Origin of the sequence: Kribbella sp. VKM Ac-2569 (genome assembly GCF_004216905.1) — a bacterium.
Taxonomy (GTDB): Bacteria; Actinomycetota; Actinomycetes; order Propionibacteriales; family Kribbellaceae; genus Kribbella.
On sequence record NZ_SGXJ01000006.1, the window covers coordinates 324,494 to 349,152 of the forward strand.

The window sequence follows — 24,659 nt, forward strand, 5'->3', positions numbered from 1 at the left end:
CCGAGTCCCATTTGGCTGGTCAGCCAGGCAAATTGGGGAGGGCCGGGGGCGAGGGGGCCGGGGTCGCGGGTGGTGTTGCCGGCGCGGATGATCCGGTTGGTGCGGTCCGGGATCGGCTTCCTGTTGCGTTCGGTGCGCTTTGGGGCGAGCTGCCGCTCCTCGCCTCCGCCGGCATCCTGGTGTGTACTGCGGGGGCTCTCGTCGTCCTGCTCAGTCCGGGGCTGTCACCACTCAGCGTCCTACTCGCCGCGCTCCTCATCTCACCTGTCTGGGGAGCAGTCATCGCGACCACGGACGCAGTCGTCTTGCGGGATCGCGGTGGTGTCGCAGTACTGCTCAAAAACCTGCGGAAGCACGCCTTTGCGGGTCTGGGGGTCGGGGTGGTGCCTGGTGTCGTGGCCGCGCTTGGACTGTTCAACTGGCAGCTGTACTCCGGGCCGGTCTTCGCTGTCCCATTGGCGGTTAGCGGCTGTGCCAGCGTGCTGCTACTACTGGCTTCCTGCTTCGCGTTCAGCCTGCGCGTCACCTCAGGACTGCGCGGCAAGACGCTCTGGTTCATCGCGCTCCACCTGGTCGCCCGCGCTCCGCTGGTCCCACTCGGCGTACTCGCACTCGTTTTCGTAGCGCTGTTCCTCGGGACCTCGGTTGCGGCCTCACTACTCCTGCTCGCCCCCGGTCCGGTGGCTCTGTTCGCCTCTGCCGGTACCTGGACTTCTTATGGGACGGAGAAACATGCACTACACCGGTGAGAACCTTCGACACTTCGCACTGCCGCTGGGAGGTCTCGGCACCGGCACCGTCGCGCTGGCCGGCAACGGCGCGCTGCGGCAGTGGCAGCTGCACAACATCGGCAACCACGAAGGACATGTGCCGGACAGCTTCTTCGCGATCCGCCTCTCCCAGATCGAGCCGCCGCTCGACGAGATCCGTCTCCTCCAGGGTCCGCCGCTGGAACCCACCGACACCCCGCTGGTCACCGATGACGTGGTGCCGGCCGGCGAGAAGCGACTGCACGAGGCAATCCCGTCAATCGGTCCGACTCAGGTGACCGCGACGTACCCCCGCGCGCACGTGGAGTACGAGACGGAGCTGCCGGTTGAGATCAGCCTGGACGTGTTCAACCCGTTGGTGCCGTCAGACGCGGCGGCCAGCTCCCAGCCGGTCGTCGGGTTCACGTTCACGCTGCACAACCCGGGTGACATCGCCGTCCACGGCAAGCTCGCAAGCGCGCTCCAGAACTCAGTCGGCTGGGACGGCGTCACGCCCGTCGACGGCGTGTCCTGCAGCCTGTACGGCGGCAACACGAACCGTATGCGGAAGGCCGACGGCTGGACGTCTGTGGTGATGGAGAACGGTGGACTGCCTGCCGACCATCCCGGAGCGGGTCAACTGGTGCTCGCCACCGATGGCCCTGGACTAGTCTGTGCGCAGTGGGCCCGGCCTGAGGAGTTCGTTGCCTTTCTCAACGGTCCCGTGACACCGGTGAGCGGTTCGAGCGCGCCCGGGACAACGTGGAACGGTGGGTTGGCCGTCCCGTTCAACCTGCAGCCGGGTGAGACGAAGCAGATCCGGTTCCTGATCGCGTGGCACTTCCCGAACCGATATGTCGACTTCAACCAGTTCGGCCCGCACCCGGAGTACGGTCACAGCCGCTTCTGGCTCGGCAACGCGTACACCCGTCGTACGCCGGACGCCGTCGCCGCAGCCGACCACTTCATCGAGCACTGGTCCGAACTGGAAACACTGACCACCGCCTGGACGGAGGCGTTCGAGCAGAGCAGTCTGCCCGGCGAGGCCGGTGCACGGCTAGCAGCGCTAGCGGCCGACGTACGGAGTCCAACCGTCTTCCAGACCGCGGACGGCGACGTACTGGGGTTCGAAGGCGTGCTCGGCGCATCCACCGCGATGTGGGGCGGCCGGTACGGCGGCTCGTGTCCGCTCAACTGCACGCACGTGTGGAACTACGAGCAGACTCTGTCCCGCCTGTTCCCGTCGCTGGAGCAGAACATGCGTGACACGGAGTACGACGTCATGCAGGCACCGGAGGGGTACATCCCGCACCGGGTACGCGCACCGCTCTACGTGAAGCAGCTGTGGGACGTAGTGATCGGTGGGCCCGAAGAGCCCGCACTGGACGGGATGCTCGGCAGCGTACTGAAGACCTACCGTGAGGTGCGCCAGGGCGCCGGTCTGGACTGGCTGCGTCGGCGTTGGCCTCAGGTGGTCCGATTGCTCGACCACATCCACGGCAAGTGGCTGCGGGACGGCGTACTGCGTGGCATCCAACCCAGTACGCACGACATCGACCTGTGTGGCGTCAACTCGTTCATGGGCACACTGTGGCTCGCGGCACTGCGTGCGGCGGAGGAGATGGCGCTACTGCTCGGTGAGGACGCCAAGCAGTACCGCAGCCTGTTCGACACGGGCAGCACGGCGTACGACGAACTGCTCTTCACAGGCGAGTACTACCGGCAGATCCTGGACCCGGACGAGACCCGTGACTTCCAGTGGGGTGACGGCTGCTTGGCAGACCAGCTGATCGGGCAGTGGTGGGCGCACCAGTTGGACCTCGGTTACGTGCTTCCGGAGGACCACGTGCGTACGGCGCTGCGCAACGTCGTACGGCACAACCTTCGGACCGGCTTCCGCGACTTCGACCACCCGTACCGCGTCTTCGCCGACGGCGACGACACCGGACTCCTCATGTGCACCTGGCCGCACGGCGGTCGCCCCGACATCCCCACGCGGTACTGCGACGAGGTCTGGACCGGCTCGGAGTACCAGGTCGCCGCCCACTGCCTCTATGAAGGTCTCACCGACGACGGCATGTCCATCCTGCAAGGCCTCTGGACCAGGTACGACGGAACCCGCCGCAACCCGTTCAACCCGATCGAATGCGGCGACCACTACATCCGCAACGCCGCCGGCTGGTCAGTCCTCGAAGCCCTCACGGGCTACCGCCACAACGCCATCACCAAAACAATCACCTTCGCGCCCCTCGCCCTGGCCCGATCCGGCAACACCTGGCAATTCCCTTTCACCACCAACACCGGCTGGGCCACCGCCACCCATGACGGCACCACCCTCACCATCCACTGCAAAGCCGGCCACCTCGACCTCCGCACAATCCACCTCGACGGCACGCCGTACGAGATCGACGCCCCGATCCACCCAGGAAAACCCTTGGTGATCACAACAACCTGACGCCTACCGTCGAGGAATGTCCCTCGTCGAGCGTGCGCAGTCGTTGCAGGCCGAGGCTCAGGAGCTCTACCAACTCCTGGACCTCGGCGCAGCGTTCCCGTGGAAGCCGGTGCTGATCGGCAGCGCCCTCTCCGGGCTGATGGTCGACCGCGACCTCGACGTCATGTTCGACGCACCGGACGCGACGGCCGCGACTGTCCTCGCCGGGCTGACGACGCTCGCCCAGCGCGTCGAGCTCCGCAGCGTCCACATGCAGGACGAACGTGAAGACCGCCGACCGACACCAGCAATCACCGACGAACGCTTCTACGCGGTCCTGCACACCCAGGCTTGGAAGATCGACCTGACCTTCTGGCTGCATGTCGTGGAGCGGCCACACGTCGCCGACGCCCTACGGCTGCGGGACGCGAGCGACAGCCAGCGGCTCGAGATCCTGCAGCTGAAGGACGCGAACAGCGAGCGGGACAGTTCGGCGATCTACGCCGCCGTACTCGGGAAATAGGAGAGTGCCGGCCGTCCGGCAACGCCACCGGACGGTCGGCACTCGATCAGAGGAGTCCTAGTTCTGCGGACTCTTTGTCGGTGAAGAGGCGGGAGCGGATCAGGAAGCGGACGCCCTCGGGAGCTTCAACCGAGAAGCCGCTGCCTCGGCCTTTCACCACGTCGACGGTGAGTTGGGTGTGCTTCCAGTACTCGTACTGGTTCGCGGACATCCAGAAGCCGATCGGATCGTCTACCCCGTCGACGACCAGATCGCCGAGATGCACGTCCGCCGACCCCGTTCGAAATTCCCCGTCCGGGTAACACATCGGCGAGCTGCCGTCGCAGCAGCCACCGGACTGGTGGAACATCAGCGGACCGTGCATCCCGGTGAGGCGGCGCAACCACTCCGCCGCCGCGTCTGTCAGCAACACCTTCTCGACCGCCATGAGCTCAGAAGAAGCCCAGCTTCGACGGGCTGTAGCTGACCAGCAGGTTCTTGGTCTGCTGGTAGTGGTCGAGCATCATCTTGTGGTTCTCCCGGCCGATGCCGGAGTTCTTGTACCCGCCGAACGCCGCGTGCGCCGGGTACGCGTGGTAGTTGTTCGTCCAGACCCGCCCGGCCTGGATCTCCCGGCCGGCCCGGTACGCCGTGTTGATGTCCCGCGACCAGACGCCCGCCCCGAGTCCGTACAGCGTGTCGTTGGCGATCTTCATCGCGTCGGCGTAGTCGTCGAACTTCGTCACCGCGACGACCGGACCGAAGATCTCCTCCTGGAAGATCCGCATCTTGTTGTCGCCCTCGAAGACCGTCGGCTGGATGTAGTACCCGCCGGCCAGGTCGCCTTCCAGTTCCGCGCGAGCTCCACCGGTCACGACCCGAGCGCCCTCGGCGCGACCGATCTCGATGTAGGCGAGGATCTTCTCGTACTGGTCGTTGCTGGCCTGCGCGCCCATCATCGTGTCGGTGTCGAGCGGGTTGCCGAGCTTGATCGCCTGTGTCCGGGCCACCGCGTCGCCGAGGAACGAGTCGTAGATCGACGACTGGATGAGCGCCCGCGACGGGCAGGTGCAGACCTCGCCCTGGTTCAGCGCGAACATCGTGAAGCCCTCGAGCGCCTTGTCGTAGAAGTCGTCCCGGGACGACGCGACGTCGGCGAAGAACACGTTCGGGCTCTTGCCGCCGAGCTCGAGCGTCACCGGGATGATGTTCTCGGACGCGTACTGCATGATCAGCCGGCCGGTCGTGGTCTCACCAGTGAACGCGACCTTGGCGACTCTGTTGCTCGAGGCAAGCGGTTTCCCGGCCTCGACGCCGAACCCGTTGACGACGTTGAGTACGCCGGGTGGCAGCAGGTCGTGGATCAGCTCGAGCAGCACGTGGATCGAGGCCGGGGTCTGCTCGGCCGGCTTGAGTACGACGGCGTTGCCGGCCGCCAGCGCGGGCGCCAGCTTCCAGACCGCCATCAGGATCGGGAAGTTCCACGGGATGATCTGCGCGACCACGCCGAGCGGCTCGTGGAAGTGGTAGGCGATCGTGTCGTCGTCGATCACCGACACCGAGCCCTCCTGGGCCCGCAGCGCGCCGGCGAAGTACCGGAAGTGGTCGATCGCCAGTGGCAGATCGGCGGCCAGCGTCTCGCGGACGGCCTTGCCGTTGTCCCAGGACTCGGCAACCGCGAGCAGCTCGAGGTTGGCCTCGATCCGGTCGGCGATCTTGTTCAGGACGTTCGCCCGCTCGGCCGGCGACGTCCGTCCCCAGCCCGGCGCGGCACCGTGGGCGGCGTCGAGGGCGCGCTCGACGTCGTCCGCCGTACCGCGTGCGATCTCGGTGAAGGTCTCACCGGTGACGGGAGTGGGGTTCTCGAAGTACCCGCCCTTGACCGGCGGCACCCACTCGCCACCGATGTAGTGGTCGTAGCGCGACTTGAACGTGACCGGGCTGCCATCCTGCCCGGGAGCTGCGAAGATCGTCATTGGTTCTCCTTCGGATACCCGACGTTGGACCGAAGGTAGGAGAATGAACGTTGCACCGACGTTGCAGCGCGGAGTGAGGCGGCATGGACGCACCGGATCAGGCCCGCCGGTTGAGTGAGTTGTACGACGAGGTTCTCGGCGGTGGCAGGGCCGCCGCCGACCCGCGCCCGCTGGTCGCCGCTTCCTGGGAGCGCTCTCTCGCGGCCGCGGTAGATCCCGAACTGGACGCGCCACCGGTGATCGTCGACCCGGACGTGGTCGCGGCGATCCGCGAGAACCACCCACTGCAGGCCGTCCTCCCGGTGCTCCGGCAGACGCTGACGACGATCGCCGACGAGGCGTCGCACATCATGATCATCACCGACGCCCAGGGGACGATCCTGTGGCGCGAGGGTTCGTCCGAGGTGAAACGCCAGGCCGACCGGATCGCGCTGTCCGAGGGTGCGGTCTGGTCGGAGGAGAAGATCGGGACGAACGGCATGGGTACGTCGCTCGCCGTCGGCCAACCGGTCCAGATCCACTCGGCCGAGCACCTGGTCCGCCGGATCCACGAATGGACCTGTGCCGCCGCGCCGGTTCACGATCCCGACACCGGCAAGCTGCTCGGCGCGGTCGACGTCTCCGGACCGCTGCGCACGGTCCACCCCGCGATGGTCGCCCTGGTGACCGCGGCGGCTCAGCTTGCCGAGGGACAGCTGAAGGTCCGGATGGCCGCCGCCGACGAGATGCTGCGCGCCCGCAACATGCGGCACCTGATGGCACTCGGCGATGCGCCCGGCGCCTTGCTGACCCCGACCGGCCGCGTACTCGCGGTCCAACCGCTCGAATGGTTGCCCGATCGCCTCGTCGTACCGGACGGCGCCGACCGTATCGACCTCGGCGACGGCCGGGAAGGTCTGGTGGAGCGCTTGGACGAGGGGTTCCTGCTCCGCATGCCCGGTACGCCGGTACGCCGTACGCGACCGTCGTTGCGGTTGAAGCTGCTCGGCTCGGGGCAGCCGATCGCGGTCGTGGGCGGTCGCGAGATCGCGCTGACGTTGCGGCGCGCCGAAGTACTCGCACTGTTGTTACTGCAGCCGACCGGGCTCACGGCCGAGCAGCTGATGCTCCAGTTGTACGGCGACGAGGGCAACCCGACGACGGTCCGCGCCGAGATGCACCGGCTGCGGAACCTGCTCGGCGGCGGAGTCCTCGACACGAAGCCGTACCGCATCATCGCCGACGTCACCGGTGACGTGACCGAAGTACAGGCAGCCCTCCGCAGCGGCGACCTGCCGAAGGCCCTCGAGCTGTACGCCGGTCCGCTGCTCGCCCGCTCCGACGCCCCGGCACTGCGCTCCGAACGTGACGAACTCGACGCCACCCTCCGCCGCGCGGCCCTCGACGCGCGCAACGCCGACCTGCTGTGGCAGTTCGCGCAGACCACCACCGGCGCCGAGGACCTGGAAATCTTCGAGGCCCTCGCCGCCGGCCTGCCGACGGACGACCCACGCCGCGCCGCCGTCGCCGCCCGCCTGACGAGACTGCTCGACTGACTTACTCCCGGCCGACGAGGATCCACATGTAGTCGCGGTTCTTGGTCGGGAACGTGGCGGTCTTGTTGCTGACTTCCTTGGTCTTCTTGCAGTCGCTGGTGGTGTACTTCCAGCGCACCACCTGGACCCGCCAAGACTGCTTGAGCTGGTGCAAACGGCGTACCTTGCCGGACGGCACTTCGGCGGTGTACGACCAGCTGTCGGTGACCGCGTGGGACTTCCCGACCGTCTTGGAGTACTTGTTCTGGATCTCGGCGATCACCAGCGGGATGCTCACCCCGAGATCACCGGACCACGACGAGTTCGACTCCGAGGTCGCGGTCTTCTGGTAGGTGATCCGCCCCGGGCCCTCCATCCAGTCGCTGTAGAGGTTCGTGCCGACGTACACCTCGTGCCCGCCGCGCTCGTACCAGTAGACCGCTTTGGTGTCGCACTTCTTGGCCGCGGCCGGCGCCGCGTTCGCTGCGGCCGGCACCACGAGACCGGTCGCGATCAGTACTCCAGCAGCGATTCCCCGACGAAGACGCATGGCTCTCTCCCACCGAAACCGATTGACAGATACTGCGGTTGCAGTGGTTAGAAACTTACGGATCGATCCATTCCAGGCGCAACGAATCTTCTGTAACGCTGTGTGTCGATTCGGTGACAGCGGAATTGGCGGCGTGACGAGCCCTACACAGACATGACTGACGGGTAACCGACCAATAACATCGCTGGTATGCAGATCCTCGCCATCGTCGTCTCGCTCGCGATCGCCGCCGTCGGTGTCGCGTTGTTCGGCAAGACGATCGGGCACATGGTGTCCGTCATCAAGCTCGGCCAGCCGGCCGCAGGTCGCACCGACAACCCTGGGCAGCGCTCGGTCACGCTCGCCAAGGAGACGCTCGGCCACACCCGGATGCTGCAGTGGAGCCACATCGGCGTACTGCACTGGTTCGTCGCGTTCGGTTTCATCGGGCTGTTCCTCAGCCTGGTGACGGCGTTCGGGCAACTGTTCGACCCGCACTGGGTGCTGCCGGTGATCGGTCACTGGTTCGTGTTCGAGTGGGTCAGCGAGTTCCTCACCTGGACCGGCCTGATTTCGATCATCGGGCTGATGGCGATCCGGTTGCGCAACCTGCCGCGCGGCGAGAAGGGCCGCTACAGCCGGTTCTTCGGATCCACCGCCTGGCAGGCGTACTACGTCGAGTACACGATCCTCGGCGTACTGATCTGCATCCTGCTGCTCCGCGGCCTCGAGTACGAGCTCGGCGGCGGGACCAAGTTCCACTTCCCGACCACGTTCTTCGTCGGCGACGGTCTGTTCGGCGGCCTGTCCGAGCACGCACTGGAGAACACGGTCTATCTGGTCGCGATGATCAAGATCCTGATCTCGTTCGCGTGGATGATCACGATCTCGCTGAACGCGACGATGGGCGTCGCCTGGCACCGGTTCACCGCCTGGCCGAACATCTGGTTCAAGCGCAAGGCCGACGGCGGTACGGCGCTCGGCGCGCTGCAACCGATCATGGTCAACGGTGCTCCGATCGACTTCGAGAACATCGACGAGCTCGACGAGGACGCGGCGCTCGGGGTCGGCAAGGTCGAGGACTTCACCTGGAAGGGCCTGCTCGACTTCACCACCTGCACCGAGTGCGGGCGGTGCCAGTCGCAGTGCCCGGCGTGGAACACCGACAAGCCGTTGTCGCCGAAGCTGATCATGATGAATCTGCGCGAGCACGCGTACGCCAAGGCGCCGTACCTGCTGGCCGCCGATGACGACACCCGCAAGTCGCTGCCGGAGCTGGTGCTCGCCGAGCAGGAGAAGCCGTTGGTCGGACCCGCGGACGTCGCGGTCATCGACGAGGAGGCGCTGTGGGCCTGTACGTCGTGCGGCGCATGCGTGCAGCAATGCCCCGTCGACATCGAGCACGTCGACGCGATCATGGACATGCGCCGGTACCAGGTGCTGATCGAGTCGTCGTTCCCGTCCGAACTCAACGGGCTGTTCAAGGGCCTGGAGAACAAGGGCAACCCGTGGAACATGAACCCGTCCGGCCGGATGGACTGGGCCAAGGACCTGCCGTTCGAGGTCAAGCAGGTCGGGTCGGACGTCGAGTCGCTGGACGAGGTCGAGTACCTGTTCTGGGTCGGTTGCGCCGGCGCGTTCGAGGACCGCGCGAAGAAGACCACGCAGGCGGTGGCCGAGCTGCTGAACATCGCCGGCGTTTCGTTCGCAGTGCTCGGTGACGGCGAGACCTGCACCGGTGACCCGGCGCGGCGGTCCGGCAACGAGTTCGTGTTCCAGCAGTTGGCGATGCAGAACGCGGAGGTCTTCAAGGAGACAGGAGTCCGCAAGGTTGTCTCCACCTGCGCGCACTGCTTCAACACCCTGAAGAACGAGTACTCGCAGCTCGGTGTCGAGCTCGACGTCATCCACCACACACAGCTGCTGAACCGGCTCGTCCGCGACGGCAAGCTGACCCCGGTCGCGCCGGCCGACAGCTCGCTCAACGGCCAGAAGATCACCTACCACGACCCGTGCTACCTCGGCCGCCACAACCAGGTGTACGACGCCCCGCGCGAACTGCTCGACATCATCCCGGGCGCGGAGTACGCCGAGATGCCGCGGAACCAGACGAAGTCGTTCTGCTGCGGCGCCGGCGGCGCGCGGATGTGGATGGAGGAGAAGCTCGGCACTCGGATCAACCTGAACCGGACCACCGAGGCGGTCGAGACCGGCGCCGACAAGATCGCCACCGGCTGCCCGTTCTGCCGGGTGATGCTGTCCGACGGCCTCACCGCCAAGCAGGCCGACGGATCGGCACGCGAGTCGGTCGAGGTCCAGGACGTCGCTCAGCTCCTCCTCGCTTCCGTAAAGCGTGGGGAAAGCTGACCTGCAACTAGCTGCAAAACTCTTCCTCCCCGGGTGGTCCAGACCATAAGATCCACCGTCTGAATCACCTGGGGAGGAAAACGCATCATGAAGTTCCGCGCCGCCGTGGCCACCGCGGCCGCAATACCACTCGCCCTCGGCCTCGCCGCCTGCGGTGGAGAGCCCAAGGCCACCGGTTACAAGCCGTCGACTCCGGTGTCGACACCGGCCACCGCGACGTCGAGCCAGGCGCCACAGAAGGTCGCACCTGCCGCACATCTCGACGCGGCCAGCTTCATGCCGGCCATGAAGAAGGGGATGATCGGGAAGGACACGGCCCGGCTGACGATGCGGATGGTCGCCGGCGGCCAGACGATGACGATGAGCGGCGTGTTGTCCATGAACCCGCTCGCGGCGCAGCTGGACATGGTGGGCGCGGAGTTCGGCGGCCGGATGAAGATGATCCTGATCGACGACGTCGTCTACCTGTCGACCCCCGACCTGCCGGCCGGCAAGTACCTCAAGATCGACGCCAACTCCGACAACCCGATGGCCAAGGAGCTCGGCGGCATGTTGGAGGAGATGTCGCCGACGAAGATCTACGACGCCTTCGACGCCGGCCTGCGGAATGCGCAGTACATCAAGACCGAGACACTCAGTGGCCACAAGGTCGATCGTTACGCGGTGACCGTCGATGTCGCGGCCGCGATGAAGGCAGAGGGGCAGAAGATGCCGGCCGGCATGCCCAAGAACATCGTCTACACGATCTGGATGGGGTCGGCCGACCACTTGATGTACAAGGTGGTCTTCGACATGCAGGGGGTCTCCGCGACCATGACGGCCGACGACTGGGGCAAGCCTGTCAGCATCAAGGCGCCCTCGGCGAAGAACATCGTTCGACGCTAACGGCCGGAATCGGTCATTTTCCCACCCCGTTGTGTGAACTTCTCGTAATCTCCCGTTACGGATGTGATCACCTCAGGATGATCGGGTGGGTGGGTGCCGATGCCGACTACACGACGCAATTTCCTTACCGTCAGCGGAGCAGCGGCGGCGCTCGCGCTGAGCGGCAGTCTTCCGGAGATCAAGACGGCCGCAGCGGGATGGACCGGCCGGGTGGACCGGCGGGATCCGTTCACGCTCGGTGTCGCTTCCGGCGATCCGTTGCCGGACGCGGTGGTGATCTGGACCCGGCTGGCCCCCGATCCACTCGCGCCGTTCGGCGGGATGGATCGGCGGCCGGTCGAGGTGCAGTGGCAGGTCGCGGAGGACGAGCAGTTCCGCCGGATCGTCCGCTCCGGCACGGCCAGGACCGGGCCCGAAGCGAGCCACTCGGTGCACGTCGACGTACGCGGGCTGCAGCCCTGGCGGCACTACTGGTACCGCTTCCGCGCGAACGACCAACTCAGCCCGATCGGTCGGACCAAGACCGCGCCGGCGTACGACGCTGTTGTTCCTGAACTGTCGCTGGCGTTCGCGTCCTGTCAGGCGTGGTGGGAGGGCTGGTACACGGCGTACGCCGACATGGCCAAGCGCGACCACGACGTGGTGTTCTTCCTCGGCGACTACATCTACGAGTTCGGGATCGACCGCGGCATCCGGCCGCATTCGAACGAGCCGTACATCACCCAGCAGACCGCGACGCTGGACGAGTACCGGCAGCGATACGCGGCGTACAAGCTGGATCCCGATCTCCAGAGCGCACACGCGAACGCGCCGTGGGTCGTGACGCTCGACGACCACGAGGTGGTCGACAACTGGGCCGACGAGGCGCATCCGAGTGCGCCGCCGGCCCAGTTCCGGGTACGTCGGGCCAACGCGTTCCGCGCGTACTGGGAACACATGCCGCTGCGGCTCGCGCAACTGCCGAAGGGCCCGGACATGCAGCTGTACCGGCGGATCCGGTACGGGCGGCTCGCGGAGTTCAACGTGCTCGACACGCGCCAGTACCGGTCGGACCAGGCGTACGGCGACGGCACGAAGGCACCCGGTCCGGAGACAGCCGATCCGGCGCGCACGATCACCGGTGATGCGCAGGAGAAGTGGCTGCTCGACGGATGGGCCGCGTCGCAGACGCGCTGGAACGTGCTGGCGCACCAGACCGCGATCGCCCGGCTGGACACCAAGGACGGGCCGGAAGTGCTGGTCCCGATGGACACCTGGGACGGGTACGAGGCATCGCGGAACCGGATCCTCGGCGGCGCGGTTCAGCGCAAGGTCCGCAACCTGGTGTCGATCGCCGGCGACCTGCACCGCAGCGTCGCGTCGGATCTGAAGCTGGACTTCAACGACCCGGCGTCGGCGACGGTCGGCGCCGAGTTCGTCGGTACCTCGATCACGTCCGGGATCGACGGTGAGGACCTCGACGCCGGCGGCGCGACCTTGCTGCGGGAGAACCCGCACATGAAGTTCGGCAACTTCCAGCGCGGGTACGTCAGCTGCTCCATCACGCCGCAACGATGGATCTCCGACTACCGCGTCGTCGACAAGGTGTCCGTCCAGGGCGGCACCGTGAGCACTCGCGCCAAACTCCTCGTCGAGGACGGCCGCCCCGGCATCGCGGAGGTACAGAAATGAGGATCCCCCGACAGACCGTCGTCGCGGCCGGCACCCTGCTGGCGGCCGCCCTGCTCGGCTCCGGTTCGATGCCCGCGGCAACCTCCGATGTTGCGGTGAGCGTCGCTCCGCAGCAGTTGAGTGTGGTCGGACTCCCGTGCCTCCCCAGCACCCTCAACCTGACGATGACCAACACCGGCAGCCAGGACCGGTACGCCGACCTGACGCTCGAGCCGACCGGTCCGCTGCAGCTGTCCCGCACACTCTTCTCGTCGTGGCTGCCCGCGGTGGACCCCGACCAGCCCGTCTCCGCGCCGGTCGAGGTCCGGGTCCCACGCGACACCAAGCCCGGCAGCTATCAGATCGGCGTCGAGGTCGACCGGTCGCAGGTCACGGTTCCGGTGACGGTCGAGCCGCTGCCGTCGAAGGGCCCCGGTGACAACCTCGCGCTCGGCGAGCAAGCGACGGCGTCCTCGACCCATGGCAACTTCACCCTCTGCGGCGCCGTCGACGGCGACAATGACCCAGAGCACTGGGACACCCTGACCGGCTGGAACGACGGCACCCGCGCGGTCTTCCCCGACACGTACGACGTCGCGCTGTCGGCACCTGCCACCGTGAACCGGGTGGAGCTCTACACACTCGACTCGGCGAAGTACCCGGCACGGCTCAACGGCCTACGCGACTGGGACGTCCAGGCGAAGGTCGGTGGCGCATGGCAGACCGTCACACAGGTCCGAGGCAACACCCTGGGCCACGTCACGTCGACCTTTGACCCGGTCCAGGCGGAAGCTGTACGCATCCTCTGCCTCGACGGCAACGACCACACCTACTCCCGCATCGTCGAACTCGAGGCCTACGGAACCTAGGTCAACCATTTGAACCATGCCTAGTTCAGAAGAAATCGCGCTCGCATTCGCACTGGGCGCACCGGACGGCGACCTCATCCACGTCCGACGCGGCGACGCGGATGCCTGGCGGCTGAACACCTCGACCGGAAGCTACTTCGTCAAGGGGTACTTTCCTCCCGCGGGACGTGCACCAGTTGGCGGTCGCGATGGCATTCGAGCGTCAGGCACTCGCGTCCGGCGTGGACATGCCGGAGCCGATCACGCCAACCAATCCCCTCCTCGGTTGGGTGACCCGCGTCGACGACCGGCTGTTCCGGGTCTACCGATGGATCGAGCACCGCACGCAGGAGCCCGACATCTCGGCGTGGCTCGGCCGGACGATGGCGCAGGTCCATCAGCTGCAGGCGCTCGGCCGAGCCGGCTTGCCTGAGTGGTGGCGGCAAGCAGTGCAGGAGCGCGGGACCTGGGAGAGCTGGTTCGCCGAGGCCAAGCAACGTGACGCCTCGTGGGCAGGTCTAGGCGTGGACAACCTTCCGCACATCCTCACTGTCAACACACGCATCGCTGAGCTCTGCGACGACGTACCGGATCTCGTGACAACCCACGGCGACTTCAAGACCCACAACGTCGTCATGTCGCAATCCGGCCCCGTGCTTGTGGACTGGGACAGCGTCCGGACCGACAGCGCAGCCCTTGAGGCAGGTCGGTCGGCGTACATCTTCGGAGGCGGCGAACCCGAGCAGGTCAAGAGAATCCTCACCGCGTACGTCGCAGCAGGCGGCGATCTCGGATGGGCCGGCGCGGACCTCTTCCTCAGTGTGGCGAGAAATGTCGTGCAGGTTCTCGGCGAGCAAATCCGCGTCTCACTCGGGGAGACCACCGCGGTCCGATGGATGGGCGACCGCACGACGATCGAAAACGCCATCGGCAACACTCTGCGGGACCTTCCCGGCAAACTCGACCAACTGCACCGAACAACGCAAACGATCGATTTACTCTGAGTTGTCCAGCAGATCGAAGTGGCGCAGCGTGCGCTCAGCCACCTCGTGCGGCTCAAGGCCGCTGGTGTCGATGACCAATTCGTCCAGGTCCGCGGCGTCGAGACGGGCGGCGATCTCGTCGCAGCGCTCCAGGTGCCACTCCAACGCCGACCTCTGACTCGCGCTGTATCGGCCCCGCAGTCGTTTCCTGGTGATGTCGGCATTCGCGGTGAGGCGAACCATGCGAAGAGGACTCTCGACTGCGGCCTCGTAGCGCTCTCGGTCGGCTGCGGTACTGATCACCCCACACATGACCAACTGGCGCGGGCCCGCCGACCGATAGGACTTCCAGACCGCGGCGATGTTGTGTGCCTCGATCAGAGCATTGTCCTGCTCAGCAGGCGGCCACGAGCGATGGAACCAGTCGACATCCATCAGGCTGAACGGCCTGCCGGTGTTCGCGAGCAGATCCCCGATATGCTCGAGCGTGGACGACTTGCCGACTCCGAATCCACCGTTCAGAAAGATCGCGTGGCCGGACTGCGACACGGTGAATCCTCCCTGGGACGACAAAACCCGCAGATCAGAACATGCCGCTGACCTGCGGGTTATCGGTGGAGCGGGTGACGGGAATCGAACCCGCACTGTCAGCTTGGGAAGCTGATGTTCTGCCATTGAACTACACCCGCGCGGCCGGTCTCCCGACAGCGGTGAAGAGCATAGCCGATCCGGGAGCACGCAACCACGCCGGGTCCGCGTGCCGGGCGCCCCGGCACGACCTACCGTGGAACAACCGGGTTGCTGCGGCGTCAGCCGCCTTGGCCCGGAAATCGGTGCCGAACGCATCGAAAACAGGGGGTGGACGGTTTGCACCGGGGGTTCTTGGGCAGTTTTTCACAAAGGGCACGTTCAGGACTGGGCAGGTTCGTCATCTTCTGGCAGATTAGAACGCGTTGCCGGGGGCAACATTCGACGCAACGTGAGGATGCGGTCCTCGCCGGGACCGGACAAGATGGTTGCGGGGCAACTGGATGAAGGGGTGAACGGTGGCAACAGACACAACTGACGCGGTGGACAACCTGGAGAAGGAACTCGTCACGTTGGCACGGCGGCTGCGCGGTCTGCAGCGGACGCTGTCCGACGAGGCGCATCCGGACCTGGAGCCGGCGCAGTACGCGTTGCTGAACCACGTGGAGGAGCTGGCACCGGTGCGGATGGCCGACCTGGTGGCAGCACTCGAGGTGGACAAGGGACCGGTCAGCCGGGCCTGTGCGCGACTCGAGGAGGAGGGCCTGCTGAAGCGGGCCGCCGACAAGTCGGACGCGCGTGCGACGCTGCTGACACTGACCGCGGCCGGAAAGCGCAAGCTGACGGCGGCCCGGAAGAAGCGGCACAAGGTGATCGAGGACCTGCTCAAGGACTGGTCGCCGGCGCAGGTGAAGACCTTCGCCACCCAGGTGTCGAAGTTCAACAAGCTGGCCAACTGACGATAGTTGCCTCAGGCCCACGGTCTGGTGGTGTGCTCCCGCCGGGGAGCTGAGGGCTCCGGACGACTCACCACCAGGCACGGGAAACGGGCCTGACCGGCAACTCGAGCTGTGCGGACGAGCGGCACGCTGCTAACGTGCGACCGTGCTGCTCTCCGACCGTGACATCCTGGCCGAGCTCGACGCGAAGCGGGTCCAGCTGGATCCGTTCGATGCTTCGATGGTGCAACCGTCGAGTGTCGACGTACGACTGGACCGGTTCTTCCGGGTCTTCGAGAACCACAGGTATCCGCATATCGATCCGGCCGAGGAACAGCCCGACCTGACCCGGCTGGTCGAGCCCGAGGGCGGCGAGCCGTTCATTCTGCATCCCGGTGAGTTCGTCCTGGGATCGACGTACGAGCTCGTCACACTTCCCGACGACGTCGCCGCCCGTCTCGAGGGCAAGTCGTCGCTGGGCCGTCTCGGCCTGCTGACGCACTCCACCGCCGGCTTCATCGACCCGGGTTTCTCCGGCCACGTGACGCTCGAGCTCTCGAACGTCGCGACGCTGCCGATCAAGCTCTGGCCCGGCATGAAGATCGGCCAGCTCTGCTTCTTCCGGCTGTCCTCCCCCGCGGAGCACCCGTACGGCTCGTCGAAGTACGGCTCCCGCTACCAGGGGCAGCGCGGCCCGACCCCGTCCCGCTCCTACAAGAACTTCCACCGCACCGACGTCTGACAAACGAAAGGGCCCCGGGAAGCCGGGGCCCTTCTCGCTGACGTCAGGCGGTCGGCTTCAGGAAGATGAAGACGGATTCGAGCTCGACGGAGCTCATGCCGTCGCCGCTCGGCAACTGCCCGTAGACACCGCCGTACGGCGACACGGCCGACGGCGACAGCACCTTGCCGTCGAACAGACCCATGTCACCGTTCCCGGGAGACTCGTTGCCCGTCGGCGAGTCGCTGCCGGACGGCGTGTCACCGGACGTGGGTGTGTCACCGGAGGACGGGGTTTCGCTCGAGCCCGGGCTGGACGAGGATGACGCGCTCGGCAGGTCCGCACCGGTCTTCGCGTCCATCAGCACCGGCTGTGCCTCGGTCTGCGCGTACACGACTCCGTGGAAGGCCGCGGTCACTCGTGGTACGACACGACCCCCGGAGTCGCTCGTGTAGCCCCACGCCTTCTTGCCGGTCGCGTCGTCGAACCCGACGATCTCCAAGGCACTGCCCTGGACCGTCTTGCTCGTGCAGACGACCGAAGTCGCCTGGTCCGCCAGGCACTCGACCTCGGCGTTCGAGTCCGACGGGGGCGCGGGCACGGTCTGCGTGACGGCACCGGTCGACAGGTCGACCACGAAGATGGCCTGGCCCTTGGTCCCGCTGACGTACGACGCGTCCTTGTACCCGTAGAAGTACGCGTGCCCGGCGCTGGTGGCCAGCGGCTGGAGGGAGGCCTGCTGGAGCGGGACCTGCTTCGTGACCTTGCCGCTCGCGCCGTCGACGAGCAGGACCGTGCCGTCCGCGCCCTTGTCCGCCGCGCCCTTCGAGCCCGCGACCACGCCGCCGTGCACGGCGGCCGGGTTCATCCCCGGCACGATCGTGGACTTCTGCGTCTTGGGATCCGCGTACACCGTCTGGTACTTCGACACGCTGCCGGCCAGGCCCACGCCGACGGCAACCTGGCCGGTCTCGGGGTCGTAGGCCGCGGCGGAGATGCTCGGGGTGCCGGGCGCGGTATCGCCGGTGCCCTCCAGCGTGCTCACCTTCGCGGACACCTCGGCGATCTTCTGGCCGGACTCCACGTCGACCCAGTGGACGACCACCAGCCCGCTCGGCTTCTGTGTCCCACTGCCCTTGTCGGATTCGGCGTACGCGACCAGGGCGACGTCCTTGCCGTCGACCTTGACCGCCACCGGCTTCGTCGCGTCACTGACCTTGGTGGTCTCGACCTCCGCGGACTTGACCGTCCAGGTCTTGTTCGGGTCGGCGACGTCGTGGCCGGTGAGGCCGGTCCAACGCCCGATCAGCGCGACCTGGCCGGCAATGCCCGTCTGGGCCTTCGCCTCCGTGAACCGGTTCTCCTTGTCCTTGATCACCGGGTACGCTCCCGCGGGGCTGAAGGCCTTGGGCGGGTCGAAGGACGGGGCGGTCGGGGCGGACGGTGTGGTCGAGGTGGTGGACTCGCCGCCCTTGTTCTCGGTGCCCGCGTCGGACTTCTTGTCGTTGCCGCCGCAACCGGCTACCAGGATCAGGGCTGCGGTGACAGCTGTGGTTGCCACCATCGGACGCAACATCGTTGGTTTCTCTCCCAGGTCGCCGAGAATGATCGCCTGAACGCTAGCAGTGTTCGCGGGTCCGTCCGGCGGTTATCCACAGGCATTGCACCAACCTGCAGCGCTACCGGCGGTCCGGCGATCCTGCGCCGAGAAGTCCGAGCCTTTCCAAGACCGCACAGATCGCAGCGGCCGCGCCGTTCAGCGGTAGGCCGTTCATCGGACGATCGAGAGCCCGGTCCCGCGGTGGCGGGGCTGCGGCTCGGTCAGCGGCCGGGTGGCCGGCTCGGTCAGGCGGCGGGAGGTGGGCTCCAGCCGGTCGGCCAGCTTGCGCAGCGCACCTGCCAGGCCCTCTCGTGCGCTGATCCGGGTCGTGTCCTGGCGCCGCAGCGCCCGGGCCTCGGCGGCCTGCACCCGCTCGGCGATGCGGTAACGGGCAACTTCCTGCTGTTCGCTGATCATGATCGTGCTCCCCTCGCATAGTCCCCGTGCTGGTTTTCGGCAATGCTTCGCCTAGGGCCCGCCCTAGGGCGGGACCTCTGGCTCCCCTACATCAACCCAACGAACCCGGGCACGCCGATCCGACGCGTGCGGTCGTTTTTCGGGTCAGACCTTGACGACGGTGATGTCGCCGGAGACGGTGCGGGCGCGCAGCATCAGGGCGCGGTCCCCCTCGGCCGGCTTCTCGCCGGGCTCGAGATCGCACCGGATCCGTCCGGTGACCGTCTTCAGGTCCAGGTACGTCGGAAGTCCGTCCGGGACCCCGATCTGTACGTCGCCGCGGGCCGTCTCGGCCTGGACGCTCGGCCCGTCGGCGATCTCGACCTTGACGTCGCCGGAGCCGGAGGTGGCGACCGAGTGGTCGCGGATCCGCTCGATGGTGATGTCACCCGAGCCGACCTTGACGGAGGTGGGACCGGCCGCGTCGCCGATCGTGACGTCGCCGGAGCCGGTGCTCAGGCCGAGCGCGTCGCCGGCCTCCTCGATCTCGATCGAGCCCGAGCCGGTGCCGGCCCGGACCGCGCCGGCGGCCGACTCGACTTTGACGTCACCGCTGCCGGTGTTGACGCCGAGCTCGTGCTCGACCCGGGTCAGCCGGACGTCGCCGGAGCCGGTCGCGAGTCGCGCGGAGCCGAGCGGCACCTGCGACACGATGTCGCCCGAACCGGTTTTCACCCGGGCGTCGAGAACCGTCGAGGTGGCGATCCGGACCGTGATCTCCGGGCCGCGGCGGACGTTGCGCGGGCTCTCGATGACGAGCTCGCCGTCGGTGACCTCGAACACGATGCCGTCGTCGTCGCCTTCGACCTCCATCGAGACCACGGTGCCCTCACCCTCGGGGTGGGGCCCGACCTCGACCAGGCCGGAGCCGATCTCGATCCGGATCCGGTTGATCCGCTCGTGCTCGTCGTCGATGAACTGGGTGGCACTCCGCTCGCTCATTCTGCCCATCCCGTCAGTCGCTGGCCCGGTCCGTGTCCGCCCCGGTTCCGGTCCTTGTTCTCGCGGCGCCGATCCTTGTCCTCCCGGCGGCGGTCCCGGTCGTCACGGCGCCGGTCGCGCTCGAAGCGGCCGCGGTCCTGGCCGAAGACGCCTTCCTCGCCGAACGGTCCGTTCGGACCGAACACGCCGTTCGGGCCGAAGACCCCGTCGGGGCCGAGCGGTCCGTTGGGACCCAGCGGGCCCTCCGGGCCGAACACCGGGCCACGCGGCGGGCGCGGTGGCCGGGGCGGGCGCGGGCCGCCGCGGCGGCGCTCGCTGAGCTCGGTCATCACGGTGCGCATCAGCCACGCGTTCGAGGAGATGCCCTCGGCGTCGGCGGCCTCGTCGACCTTGTTCTTGATCGACATCGGCAGCCGCAGCGTGATCCGCGCGGTCGGCTCGTCGGCGTCGAACACGAACTGCTCGTCCGCCTCGGCGTCGGTCTCGTCGTCGATGTCTTCTTCGATCTCGTCCGGACCGGTCAGCTGGCTGGGCGCCGGCGTGACCACGAACTCCGGGCGGCCGCCGGCCATCCGGAGCTCGACCGAACCCGGGGACAGCTCACGGCTGATCTCCCCGGCGGCGTCGGACAGGGCTGAGATGAGGGCCAGGCGGCCCGCGTCATCCAGCGTTGCCCCGAGGCGCTGTGCCACGGAGCGAGTTTGCTCGTCGGCCAGGGCGGTGGCGTTCTCAACGCTCCGCCGGACCGACTCGAGGTAGTGGTCAAGTTCCATGACAGCAAGCATGACGTCATCGTGACGTCACTGTCAACCCCGGTGATGTCATGTCGTCGTCAGACTGGCGTCAGAGGCACAATGTCGGCAGTCATCGACAGGAGGAACCGTGTCTGTATTGATGCCGCGACTCCGTCGCGGCGGGTCATGGGGCTGCAACTCCCGTCCTTCCCTCGTCGCTCCGGTCGCTTCGCTCCCTCCACTCCTCAGTCCAGGACGGGAGGCCCCATGACCAGAGGAGTACTGATCACCGGTGCGTCGAGGGGTGTCGGCGCGGCCGCCGCGCGGGCGTTCGCGGCCGCCGGCGACCGGATTGTGCTGCACTGCCGGGGCGCCGTCGATCGTGCCGAGGAGGTCCGCGCCGGACTGCCCGGCGAGGGCCACGCGGTGATCGCCGCAGACCTTGGCGATGCCGCCGCAATCCCTTCCCTGGTTGGGGAATCGGCCTCCGCGCTCGGTCGCATCGACGTGCTGGTGAACAACGCCGCGATGTTCGTCGACGAGCCGGTCGCGGGCTCCCGCCGGGTCGGTCACCCGCTGGCGGAGACGTCGTACGACGAATGGGTCGCGACGTGGCGTCGTACCCTCGCCGTCAACCTCGAGGGCGCGGCGCACGTGACCTGGTGCGTGGCGCGGCAGATGCTCGACAAGGAGCCTGCGGACGGCGTCCGGCGAGGCGCGATCGTCAACGTCGGGTCCCGCGGCGCCTACCGCGGTGAGCCCGACGTCCCGGCGTACGGCGCCTCGAAGGCCGGACTGCACTCGCTCGGACAGTCGTTGGCGGCGTCGTTGGCGCCATATGACATCACCGTGACGTCAATCGCGCCCGGTTTCATCGCGACCGACATGACCGAGACGTTCCTCGCGGGTCCCGGCGGCGACGCGATCCGGGCGCAGAGCCCGTTCGGTCGCGTCGCGACCGCCGAGGAGGTCGGGAACGCGATCTACTGGCTCGCCTCAGCCCAGGCGAACTGGGCGAGCGGCGCGGTCCTCGACTTCAACGGCGCGTCCTACCTGAGATAGGGGGCGATCATCAGGTCGAGCTGCTCGGTCAGGAAATCGGGCAGCGAGCCCCAGCCGTTCACCGCCCAGACCTGGAGCGCGCCGTTGAAACAGACAAGGGTGTGCCGAGCCAGCGCCGGTACGTCGGTGTCCGCGCGGAGCTCACCGACTTCCACCGCGGCCAGGTAGAACGTCTCACAGCTGTCGACGATCGCCGCGGAGTGCGTCAGCGCGTGCTGCCGGAACTCCGGATCCGCGACGTCGAGCTGGACAAAACCGAGACCGTTGCCGAGTTCCTCGCGACGCTTGATGTGCGCGACCGCGGACAGCGCGAAGTCCCGCACGGTCGCGAGGGGCGACGCGTTCCGGGCGGCGGCCTCCTCGGCCGCGAGCTTGACCATCAGCGGTGACCGGGCCGCGGATGCGAGCAGCAGACCGCGCTTGGAACCGAACCGCTGCATCAGCGTCGGCGGCGCCAGACCGACCCGGGAACCGACCGCCGCGAGCGTCAGTTTCACCGGTCCGAGCTCGGCCAGCACCTGGCGAGTGGCATCCAGGATCGCGTCGTCGCTCACCAGCCGTGGCCGGGCCATGTCAGCGCCTCCGCGTTTGTGAATGGCCATTCGTTAATACACGAAATCGTAACAGATCCTTGTTGGCTCAGTTATTCAGTGACAACGGGTGAGCTTCCGGACACCTGGAGAGGGGTCCGGACCAGTGCACCCGCCGTCCGGTGCACCCGTCCGTGGGCCGGGCTCGTCGGACAACGGGAGCCTCTTCATGCGTTTCGCCCGCATCACCCTGGGTCTGCTGCTGGCACTGTCAGGCCTGCTCGCCGCCATCGCCGGAGCCGTCGCGGCTTTCTGGCTCGTCGGCCCGGACAACACGATCTCGACACCTCGCCGCGAGCTCGCCAGCACGGGCCTCGCGGTCGTCACCGCACCGTCCCTCCTCGACCGGCACGGCCCGACGCTGCGCGTGAGCGCGTCGGGCGACAAGCCGCTGTTCATCGGCGTCGGGCAGGACCTGGACGTGCGCGACTACCTCTCGGGGACCGCGCACACCCAGCTGATCCAGTTCGAGCCGCCGGCCAAGTTCGGCACGCAGGAGCTGCGCGGCGACACCAAGAAGCTGACGCCGCCCGGCCAACTGGACTGGTGGGTCGCCCAGTCCGCGCCCGGCTCGCAGGCCGTCAACTGGCCGATCCAGGACGGGCTGTACGACGTGGTTGTGATGAACGCGGACGGTACGCCGGCGGTCGGCGCGCAGGTCACGTTCGGCGTCGAGGTGCACCGACTGTTCGGCATCTGCTTGCTGGTCCTCGGGGCCGGCGTGGTGGTGCTCGCACTCGGCCTGGCCCTGGTGCTGCGCCGCCGCTCTGTGGTGAAGGAGATCGCGGACACGACCGAGATCCCGGTCATCACGAACACGCGGATCCCAGTCCTGGTGACGACGGCCCCGGTCCAGCGCGACGAGGAGGCGAACGCCCCGGCGTACCGCGTCTCCCCCTTCGCCCCCGACCGCGTATCCCCGTTCGCCCCGGTCATCGCCAAGAAAGAGCAGCCTGCTGAGGCGGATCCGGCACCGGTCGCGGCGGAGGTCCGCCCGACTCCGGTGAAGGCGCCGGTTCGGCAGGTGCCTGTCCGGCCGGCTCCGGCTCGGCCGGCGGCCGCTGTACCGGCGGCGCCGATGTTCATGTCGCCTGCTGCGGTCGCGCGGGCCAAGTCACCCGCGCTCATCGGGGCCGGCGCCTCCCAGCGGTACGACGAGCCCGCGCAACCGACGTACGCCGAACCTGTCGAGGAGCCCGCCGACAGTGTCGCGGAGGAGATCGTCCCGTTGGCAGCGTCTCCGGAGTTCGAGAAGAGCGACGAGGCAGTGCGGCGTACGGCGGCGTTGCTGGCCAGCGGCGCGATGTTGCTGACGGCAACCAGCTGCGGGCTGATGCCGCCGAAGAACACGATGACCACGGCGGACTCCCGCCCGGCCGTCACGCTCGCCGACGCGCAGGCCGTCGTCCAGCGGTACAACCAGCTCAACAACCAGGCCAACAAGACCCGGGACGGGAAGCTGGCCGGGACGATCGAGGGCAACCCGACCCTCGCGCAGACCCAGGCGGGCTTCCTGATCGGCCGGAAGCTCGACGCCGCGGGCAAGGACGTGTCGAAGCCGTTCAGCTACACCGACCCGGAGATCGGCGCTCCGCAATTCACGTCGTACCCGATGCGGTTCGTGGTCAGCTCCGGCGTCTCGGACGCGCCCGGCAGCCGTCAGCTCGGTGTCTGGCAGCGGGAGAACGCCGGCAGCCCGTGGCTGCTCACCCACTCGGTCTACCCGCCGAACCCCGTGGAACTGCCGTCCGTCGACGGCCTGCGGACCCCGAACGCGGACGACCTGAGCAAGCTCCAGGGCCGGCCCGACGCGGTCGCGAAGGACCTCGCGGCGTACCTCACCGGTGGTAAGAACGCGCCGCAGTCGAAGCTGTTCACGCCGACCCCCGGCCTGACCAAGATGCTCGACCTCCGCGCGAAGTCCAAGGCCACCGACACCGCGGAGCCGTACATCGCCGACGTCACCGACACGTTTGCGCCGTCCGGTGTCCCGCTGACTTTCATCACGGAGTCCGGCGACGCACTGGTGTTCCTGTCGCTCACCGAGCGGTACCTGCAACGCGTCGAGCCGGGCTCGAACGCCTACTGGACCAGCGGCGAGGCAACCGCGTTCAGCAGCATGGTCAAGTACACCCAGACCCTCCACCAGGACTACCTGCACCAGGTCGCCGTAGTCATCCCAGCCAAGTCCACCGGCAACGCAGTACAGGTCCTCTCGATCGACCCTCAACTAGTAGGCGCCGGCGGCGCCTGACCGGCCAGCAGCCACCGCCACCGCGGCTGCTCCGTCACCACACAAGCGGCCGCGAGGACGCTGACGACGACCGCCACGACAGTCGGCCAGGCGAACCACGCAGCCACAACTGCGGCGACCGCCTGCAAAAGCACCAGCAGGACAGTGACGAAACCGGGCACAGGTACGACGACATGCGGCTTGTCGCCCCATGTCTGGAAGACCGTCGGCAGGCCGATCAGGACGACGACCGAGGCGATCGCGAGCAGGACGGAATGCGGCGCGATCGCCCACGGGGCCCCGACCCACGCGATGAGCTCGGTCGTGAACCGAAATACGGAGGCGAGACGGCTGTCGGGGGCCGTGTGCGTGGTCACGGGCAGAACGATCTCACGTCTTACTGAGCAGTCAGCGGTTG

Annotated in this window: 23 protein-coding genes and 1 tRNA gene; 13 read left to right on the plus strand and 11 right to left on the minus strand. The window is 67.5% G+C overall.

Annotated features, from left to right (window positions below):
• The first annotated feature begins 32 nt into the window (after positions 1-32).
• From EV649_RS35635 to EV649_RS35645, 3 genes are read left to right on the plus strand one after another with little or no spacing between them, the layout of a single operon-like run.
• On the plus strand, positions 33-749 hold the full coding sequence (locus EV649_RS35635; protein ID WP_130388094.1) for a hypothetical protein: 717 nt from the start codon (positions 33-35) through the stop codon (positions 747-749).
• Positions 733-3,204 (plus strand): GH116 family glycosyl-hydrolase, encoded by a 2,472-nt coding sequence (locus tag EV649_RS35640; protein WP_130388095.1) that lies wholly within the window; start codon positions 733-735, stop codon positions 3,202-3,204. Before EV649_RS35635 ends, EV649_RS35640 begins: the two co-directional genes overlap by 17 nt.
• A gap of 16 nt (positions 3,205-3,220) precedes the next feature.
• A complete protein-coding gene (locus EV649_RS35645) occupies positions 3,221-3,706 on the plus strand; it encodes a hypothetical protein (RefSeq protein WP_130388096.1) in 486 nt (161 codons plus the stop codon).
• Positions 3,707-3,752: 46 nt separating this feature from the next.
• On the opposite strand, the gene EV649_RS35650 is transcribed toward EV649_RS35645, so the two are convergent.
• Together EV649_RS35650 and adh are read right to left on the minus strand one after the other, a co-directional pair.
• Positions 3,753-4,133, minus strand: a complete 381-nt coding sequence (locus EV649_RS35650) for a DUF779 domain-containing protein (protein WP_130388097.1) — start codon at positions 4,131-4,133, stop codon at positions 3,753-3,755.
• A 4-nt stretch (positions 4,134-4,137) separates the two neighbouring features.
• Positions 4,138-5,661: an aldehyde dehydrogenase gene (adh, locus tag EV649_RS35655; RefSeq protein ID WP_130388098.1), complete on the minus strand. Its 1,524-nt coding sequence runs from the start codon at positions 5,659-5,661 to the stop codon at positions 4,138-4,140.
• Between the two features lie 83 nt (positions 5,662-5,744).
• Here adh and EV649_RS35660 point away from each other — a divergent pair, with 83 nt between their 5' ends.
• Positions 5,745-7,196: a helix-turn-helix domain-containing protein gene (locus tag EV649_RS35660; RefSeq protein ID WP_130388099.1), complete on the plus strand. Its 1,452-nt coding sequence runs from the start codon at positions 5,745-5,747 to the stop codon at positions 7,194-7,196.
• Position 7,197: 1 nt separating this feature from the next.
• Here EV649_RS35660 and EV649_RS35665 read toward each other — a convergent pair whose 3' ends face one another.
• Complete coding sequence (locus EV649_RS35665; RefSeq protein ID WP_130388100.1) at positions 7,198-7,725, minus strand: hypothetical protein; 528 nt, start codon at positions 7,723-7,725, stop codon at positions 7,198-7,200.
• Positions 7,726-7,914: 189 nt separating this feature from the next.
• Here EV649_RS35665 and EV649_RS35670 point away from each other — a divergent pair, with 189 nt between their 5' ends.
• From EV649_RS35670 to EV649_RS35690, 5 genes are all read left to right on the plus strand, one after another.
• Positions 7,915-10,071 carry a (Fe-S)-binding protein gene (locus EV649_RS35670; RefSeq protein ID WP_130388101.1) on the plus strand — a complete coding sequence of 719 codons (2,157 nt, stop codon included), beginning with the start codon at positions 7,915-7,917 and terminating at the stop codon, positions 10,069-10,071.
• Between the two features lie 87 nt (positions 10,072-10,158).
• Positions 10,159-10,956, plus strand: a complete 798-nt coding sequence (locus EV649_RS35675; RefSeq protein WP_130388102.1) for a hypothetical protein — start codon at positions 10,159-10,161, stop codon at positions 10,954-10,956.
• A gap of 99 nt (positions 10,957-11,055) precedes the next feature.
• Positions 11,056-12,627, plus strand: a complete 1,572-nt coding sequence (locus EV649_RS35680) for an alkaline phosphatase D family protein (RefSeq protein ID WP_130388103.1) — start codon at positions 11,056-11,058, stop codon at positions 12,625-12,627.
• Entirely contained in the window at positions 12,624-13,475 is an 852-nt protein-coding gene (locus EV649_RS35685; RefSeq protein WP_198682864.1) for a discoidin domain-containing protein, read from the plus strand. The genes EV649_RS35680 and EV649_RS35685 overlap by 4 nt, the downstream gene beginning before the upstream one ends.
• 188 nt (positions 13,476-13,663) lie before the next feature.
• Positions 13,664-14,458, plus strand: coding sequence for an aminoglycoside phosphotransferase family protein (locus EV649_RS35690; protein WP_130388104.1), 795 nt, complete (start codon positions 13,664-13,666; stop codon positions 14,456-14,458).
• Here the strand turns inward: EV649_RS35690 and EV649_RS35695 are convergent.
• Positions 14,450-14,986, minus strand: a complete 537-nt coding sequence (locus EV649_RS35695; protein ID WP_130388105.1) for a hypothetical protein — start codon at positions 14,984-14,986, stop codon at positions 14,450-14,452. The genes EV649_RS35690 and EV649_RS35695 overlap by 9 nt on opposite strands.
• Positions 14,987-15,052: 66 nt before the next feature.
• A tRNA-Gly gene (locus EV649_RS35700) sits at positions 15,053-15,126 on the minus strand.
• Positions 15,127-15,483: 357 nt separating this feature from the next.
• On the opposite strand from EV649_RS35700, the gene EV649_RS35705 reads away from it, so the two are divergent.
• Both EV649_RS35705 and dcd read left to right on the plus strand, forming a co-directional pair.
• Complete coding sequence (locus tag EV649_RS35705) at positions 15,484-15,924, plus strand: MarR family transcriptional regulator (RefSeq protein ID WP_130388106.1); 441 nt, start codon at positions 15,484-15,486, stop codon at positions 15,922-15,924.
• 145 nt (positions 15,925-16,069) lie between these two features.
• On the plus strand, positions 16,070-16,645 hold the full coding sequence (gene dcd, locus EV649_RS35710) for a dCTP deaminase (RefSeq protein ID WP_130388107.1): 576 nt from the start codon (positions 16,070-16,072) through the stop codon (positions 16,643-16,645).
• Positions 16,646-16,688: 43 nt separating this feature from the next.
• Here dcd and EV649_RS35715 read toward each other — a convergent pair whose 3' ends face one another.
• The 4 genes from EV649_RS35715 to EV649_RS40980 form a co-directional block, all read right to left on the minus strand.
• Positions 16,689-18,200, minus strand: a complete 1,512-nt coding sequence (locus EV649_RS35715; protein WP_130388108.1) for a hypothetical protein — start codon at positions 18,198-18,200, stop codon at positions 16,689-16,691.
• A gap of 195 nt (positions 18,201-18,395) precedes the next feature.
• Positions 18,396-18,641, minus strand: coding sequence for a hypothetical protein (locus EV649_RS35720; RefSeq protein WP_130388109.1), 246 nt, complete (start codon positions 18,639-18,641; stop codon positions 18,396-18,398).
• A 144-nt stretch (positions 18,642-18,785) separates the two neighbouring features.
• Entirely contained in the window at positions 18,786-19,622 is an 837-nt protein-coding gene (locus tag EV649_RS35725) for a DUF4097 family beta strand repeat-containing protein (protein WP_130388110.1), read from the minus strand.
• Positions 19,619-20,395, minus strand: a complete 777-nt coding sequence (locus tag EV649_RS40980) for a hypothetical protein (protein ID WP_157996375.1) — start codon at positions 20,393-20,395, stop codon at positions 19,619-19,621. Before EV649_RS40980 ends, EV649_RS35725 begins: the two co-directional genes overlap by 4 nt.
• A 228-nt stretch (positions 20,396-20,623) precedes the next feature.
• On the opposite strand from EV649_RS40980, the gene EV649_RS35735 reads away from it, so the two are divergent.
• Complete coding sequence (locus EV649_RS35735) at positions 20,624-21,418, plus strand: SDR family oxidoreductase (protein ID WP_130388111.1); 795 nt, start codon at positions 20,624-20,626, stop codon at positions 21,416-21,418.
• On the opposite strand, the gene EV649_RS35740 is transcribed toward EV649_RS35735, so the two are convergent.
• Positions 21,406-21,990 carry a TetR/AcrR family transcriptional regulator gene (locus tag EV649_RS35740; protein WP_157996376.1) on the minus strand — a complete coding sequence of 195 codons (585 nt, stop codon included), beginning with the start codon at positions 21,988-21,990 and terminating at the stop codon, positions 21,406-21,408. The genes EV649_RS35735 and EV649_RS35740 overlap by 13 nt on opposite strands.
• Before the next feature lie 187 nt (positions 21,991-22,177).
• Between EV649_RS35740 and EV649_RS35745 the strand changes: the two genes are divergently transcribed.
• The gene (locus EV649_RS35745; protein ID WP_130388113.1) at positions 22,178-24,262 is read left to right on the plus strand and encodes a hypothetical protein; all 2,085 of its coding nucleotides are present in this window, start codon (positions 22,178-22,180) and stop codon (positions 24,260-24,262) included.
• Here EV649_RS35745 and EV649_RS35750 read toward each other — a convergent pair.
• The gene (locus EV649_RS35750; protein WP_198682865.1) at positions 24,235-24,618 is read right to left on the minus strand and encodes a hypothetical protein; all 384 of its coding nucleotides are present in this window, start codon (positions 24,616-24,618) and stop codon (positions 24,235-24,237) included. The genes EV649_RS35745 and EV649_RS35750 overlap by 28 nt on opposite strands.
• Positions 24,619-24,659 lie beyond the last annotated feature (41 nt).

Bases quoted from the DNA above. Each gene is read 5' to 3' on its own strand.
- EV649_RS35665 (WP_130388100.1), bottom strand. From the start codon at position 7,725: ATGCGTCTTCGTCGGGGAATCGCTGCTGGAGTACTGATCGCGACCGGT.
- EV649_RS35715 (WP_130388108.1), bottom strand. From the start codon at position 18,200: ATGTTGCGTCCGATGGTGGCAACCACAGCTGTCACCGCAGCCCTGATC.
- EV649_RS35675 (WP_130388102.1), top strand. From the start codon at position 10,159: ATGAAGTTCCGCGCCGCCGTGGCCACCGCGGCCGCAATACCACTCGCC.
- EV649_RS35735 (WP_130388111.1), top strand. From the start codon at position 20,624: ATGACCAGAGGAGTACTGATCACCGGTGCGTCGAGGGGTGTCGGCGCG.
- EV649_RS35745 (WP_130388113.1), top strand. From the start codon at position 22,178: ATGCGTTTCGCCCGCATCACCCTGGGTCTGCTGCTGGCACTGTCAGGC.
- EV649_RS35650 (WP_130388097.1), bottom strand. From the start codon at position 4,133: ATGGCGGTCGAGAAGGTGTTGCTGACAGACGCGGCGGCGGAGTGGTTG.
- EV649_RS35660 (WP_130388099.1), top strand. From the start codon at position 5,745: ATGGACGCACCGGATCAGGCCCGCCGGTTGAGTGAGTTGTACGACGAG.
- EV649_RS35640 (WP_130388095.1), top strand. From the start codon at position 733: ATGCACTACACCGGTGAGAACCTTCGACACTTCGCACTGCCGCTGGGA.
- EV649_RS35725 (WP_130388110.1), bottom strand. From the start codon at position 19,622: ATGAGCGAGCGGAGTGCCACCCAGTTCATCGACGACGAGCACGAGCGG.
- EV649_RS35720 (WP_130388109.1), bottom strand. From the start codon at position 18,641: ATGATCAGCGAACAGCAGGAAGTTGCCCGTTACCGCATCGCCGAGCGG.
- EV649_RS35670 (WP_130388101.1), top strand. From the start codon at position 7,915: ATGCAGATCCTCGCCATCGTCGTCTCGCTCGCGATCGCCGCCGTCGGT.
- EV649_RS40980 (WP_157996375.1), bottom strand. From the start codon at position 20,395: ATGGAACTTGACCACTACCTCGAGTCGGTCCGGCGGAGCGTTGAGAAC.
- adh (WP_130388098.1), bottom strand. From the start codon at position 5,661: ATGACGATCTTCGCAGCTCCCGGGCAGGATGGCAGCCCGGTCACGTTC.
- EV649_RS35645 (WP_130388096.1), top strand. From the start codon at position 3,221: ATGTCCCTCGTCGAGCGTGCGCAGTCGTTGCAGGCCGAGGCTCAGGAG.
- EV649_RS35740 (WP_157996376.1), bottom strand. From the start codon at position 21,990: ATGGCCCGGCCACGGCTGGTGAGCGACGACGCGATCCTGGATGCCACT.
- EV649_RS35680 (WP_130388103.1), top strand. From the start codon at position 11,056: ATGCCGACTACACGACGCAATTTCCTTACCGTCAGCGGAGCAGCGGCG.
- EV649_RS35690 (WP_130388104.1), top strand. From the start codon at position 13,664: ATGGCATTCGAGCGTCAGGCACTCGCGTCCGGCGTGGACATGCCGGAG.
- EV649_RS35685 (WP_198682864.1), top strand. From the start codon at position 12,624: ATGAGGATCCCCCGACAGACCGTCGTCGCGGCCGGCACCCTGCTGGCG.